The sequence below is a fragment of the Microcystis sp. LEGE 08355 genome (assembly GCF_015207185.1).
Classification (GTDB): Bacteria; Cyanobacteriota; Cyanobacteriia; order Cyanobacteriales; family Microcystaceae; genus Microcystis; species Microcystis panniformis.
This window is the reverse complement of the sequence record NZ_JADEXI010000537.1, coordinates 1-3186: the sequence shown is the minus strand read 5'-3', so window position 1 is coordinate 3186 and position 3186 is coordinate 1. Positions and strand designations below refer to the sequence as shown.

The window sequence follows — 3186 nt, the reverse complement described above, 5'->3', positions numbered from 1 at the left end:
TTCATCCATTAAAATAACTTCCGGTTTAACCGCAATAGTGCGAGCAATACATAATCTTTGTTGTTGTCCCCCCGATAGGGAAAAACCGCTTTCTTTCAGTTTATCTTTTACTTCTTCCCAGAGAGCTGCCCGACGCAAAGAAGTTTCTACTAATTCATCTAAATCGCCTTTATAACCATTTAATCGCGCTCCGTAAACCACATTATCATAAATGGATTTGGGAAAAGGATTAGGGCGCTGGAACACCATACCGATACATTTTCTGACTTCGACAGGATCCACCTCTTGAGAGTAAATATCCTGGTTATGATAAAAAACTTTGCCGTCAATACGAAAACCGTGAATTAAATCATTGAGACGATTAAAACACCTGAGAATGGTACTTTTTCCACAGCCAGAGGGTCCGATAAAAGCGGTGACTTTATTTTTGGGAATATCGATCGAAACGTCTCGTACTGCCCGATAATTACCATAGTAGATATCAGCCTTATCGACCTTTAAAACGGTTCCTGTAGAATGGGGGTTAGAGTTAGTTAGCATAAATTATTTCCCTTGAATTTGACTAATTGATGAATTGGAAAGATAGGTGGATTTTTACTTAAAAATCCCTTTTTGCTTTTCACTTTTTCCCTGACTTAAGTAGGGAGGCACAATTATTTGTAGGATGGGTTAGAGGTAGCGTAAACTATGCGGGCGTTGGGTTTCATGCTTCAACCGTTCGGCAAAAGCTCACGGCCGAAGCCCAACCTACGTTCTTTTTCCTTGACTTAATAGGTTTTCTGGCGCGTAGCTAAACGGGATAAAATGTTAGTTACCAACACCAAAAGCACCAGAATTAAAGCACCTGCCCAAGCTAATTGCTGTTGGGGGGCAAAAGGGGCAGTAGCAAAATTGAAAACTAGGACTGAAAGGGTGGCAATCGGTTCAAAGACACCCCGAGGCCAAAAGTTAGAAAATAATGCCGTAAAAATTAAGGAGGCGGTTTCCCCGGCAGCCCTAGCAATTGCTAAAGTCACACCGGTCAAAATAGCGGGAACTGCGGCAGGAAGGACGATTTTCAGGACGGTTTGGTAGTTATAGGCCCCTAAACCCATGGCTGCCCAGCGTATGTCTTGGGGAACGATTTTTAAAGCCTCATCGGTGGTTCTAATAATAGTCGGTAACATTAACACCGCTAAACCGATCGAACCGGCCAGGGCAGAAAAGCCTAAAAGGGCTGTTCCTTCGCCAAATAAGGGGGCAACTAGCAAACCGTAGGCGAAAACCCCGACAATAATCGAAGGGACACCCGCTAAAACGTTGGTAGCAAAGCGCACACCCTGGGCAAGTTTGTTATCACCGCTAAATTCCGAGAGATAAACCGCCGCTAAAACGCCGATGGGAACTGCAATCGCTGTGGCGAGGGCGACGACAATAATTGTCCCTAAAATGGCGTTAGCGATGCCTCCTCCTCCTAACCCCGGCGGTGGCGGTAATTTGGTAAAGAGATTGGCGTTTAAACGGCCCACCCCTTGCACAAAAACGAAGCCTAGGACGGCAAAGAGGGGAATCACGGTGACAGCTAAACATAAACCCGATAGGACGGTCATAATTGTCCCCAATAGCGATCGAGGACTACTCGGTTTCTTTTTGAGATTATTGCCTAAATTCGCACTATCCATATCAGTTATCAGTTATCAGTTATCAGTTATCAGTAAGTAGGTAGGTGTTAAAAGTTGTCAGACACCCCCCTTATCAAGGGGGGATTAAGGGTAGGGTTGATTCATGAATCAACCCTACTATGAATCAAGCCTAGGATTAAGGGGGGATTAAGGGAGGATCGAAGCTAAAATCCATTTTTAATTTAATTATAACCAGCTACTTAAACAGTAATCAGTAATCAGTAATCAGTGAACAGTAATCAGTTATCAGTGATTAGTAAACAGTGAAAAGTGAAAAGACAGCAGTAAACTGCCATTTGATGATGAACACTTAATACAAACTGCTCACTTAATACTCAAAACTTAAAACTCAAAACTGATAACTGATAACTGACGACCGACGGCTTAATACTTAGCTTTGACGCGATTAACGATTAATTCTGCGAAGATATTGACTACTAGGGTCAAAACCAAGAGAACAAAACCCGCATACATTAAAGCTGATACTTGCATTCCCGATGCTTCGGCGAATTGGTTAGCCAATAAGGAAGCGATCGTGTTAGCAGGGGCGAGAATAGAGGCACTAATGCGGTTAGAATTGCCGATAATCATCGTTACTGCCATGGTTTCCCCTAAAGCGCGCCCTAAAGCTAACATAATCCCCCCGACAATCCCGGAAAAAGCGGCAGGAATTAAGACTCGAAAAATTGTTTCCCAACGGGTGGCCCCCAAACCTAGGGAAGCTTGCCGCAAATCCGGCGGTAAAGCGGCCAAAGAGTCGCGAGAGATAGCGATAATAATCGGCAGGATCATAATTGCTAAAATAACCCCCGCCGGTAACATTCCAGGACCCCCTAAAGGAGTACTAAAAAGAGGAATCCAACTAAAATTAGCATTTAGCCAGTTACCAAGGGGTCTGATGATAGGAATCAATACAAAGATACCCCATAATCCGTAAACAACACTGGGAATAGCGGCCAAAAGTTGTACGAGAAAAACCAAAATTGTCCGCGCATTTAAGGGAATAAAATCTTCGCTTAAAAAAATCGCTGAACCGATACCGAGGGGAACAGCAATCAGTAGGGCAATCAGAGAACTAACGAGAGTTCCGTAGATAACCGGCAGAACTCCGAATTCTTCCCGACCGCGCACGGGATTCCAAGCGCTACTGGTCAAAAATCCCAGACCAAAGCTTTGAATCGCTGGTAAGGCCCGAATAAAAATAACTAGAGCAATTAGGAGCAAAATCAGCCCAATAGCGATGGCAAAGGCGGTGGTTAACCCAACAAAGCCTTTATCAAGGATTTTTTCCGATTCTGGACGTTCTTTAAAATTTGAGTCGGGTGGAACTGTGGGCGCACTCATGATTAGGGTTTAAATCCAGCTAGTTTGCGGTAGCTAAGGGAGAAATTGGCCTTTCTCCACTACTATTGTAACTTTGAATACATTTTTTCGGCGACTAATCCACCTTGATCGTGTAATCGGGATAGGTGACATCGGCGGCGGCGGCTACTCGTTCCCGAACGTTTTTCGGTAGGGGAATATA

The 3186-nt window shown here is 44.1% G+C and carries 3 protein-coding genes; all 3 read right to left on the bottom strand.

Annotation, left to right across the window (positions count from 1 at the left end; genetic code table 11):
• The coding region (locus tag IQ242_RS20670; RefSeq protein ID WP_193961244.1) for a phosphate ABC transporter ATP-binding protein at positions 1-540 on the bottom strand (540 nt) is incomplete at its 3' end.
• Between the two features lie 227 nt (positions 541-767).
• Positions 768-1661, bottom strand: a complete 894-nt coding sequence (pstA, locus tag IQ242_RS20665) for a phosphate ABC transporter permease PstA (protein ID WP_002797854.1) — start codon at positions 1659-1661, stop codon at positions 768-770.
• A gap of 384 nt (positions 1662-2045) precedes the next feature.
• The gene (pstC, locus tag IQ242_RS20660; RefSeq protein ID WP_193961243.1) at positions 2046-3005 is read right to left on the bottom strand and encodes a phosphate ABC transporter permease subunit PstC; all 960 of its coding nucleotides are present in this window, start codon (positions 3003-3005) and stop codon (positions 2046-2048) included.
• Between the last annotated feature and the right edge of the window lie 181 nt (positions 3006-3186).

Bases quoted from the DNA above. Each gene is read 5' to 3' on its own strand.
- pstA (WP_002797854.1), bottom strand. From the start codon at position 1,661: ATGGATAGTGCGAATTTAGGCAATAATCTCAAAAAGAAACCGAGTAGT.
- pstC (WP_193961243.1), bottom strand. From the start codon at position 3,005: ATGAGTGCGCCCACAGTTCCACCCGACTCAAATTTTAAAGAACGTCCA.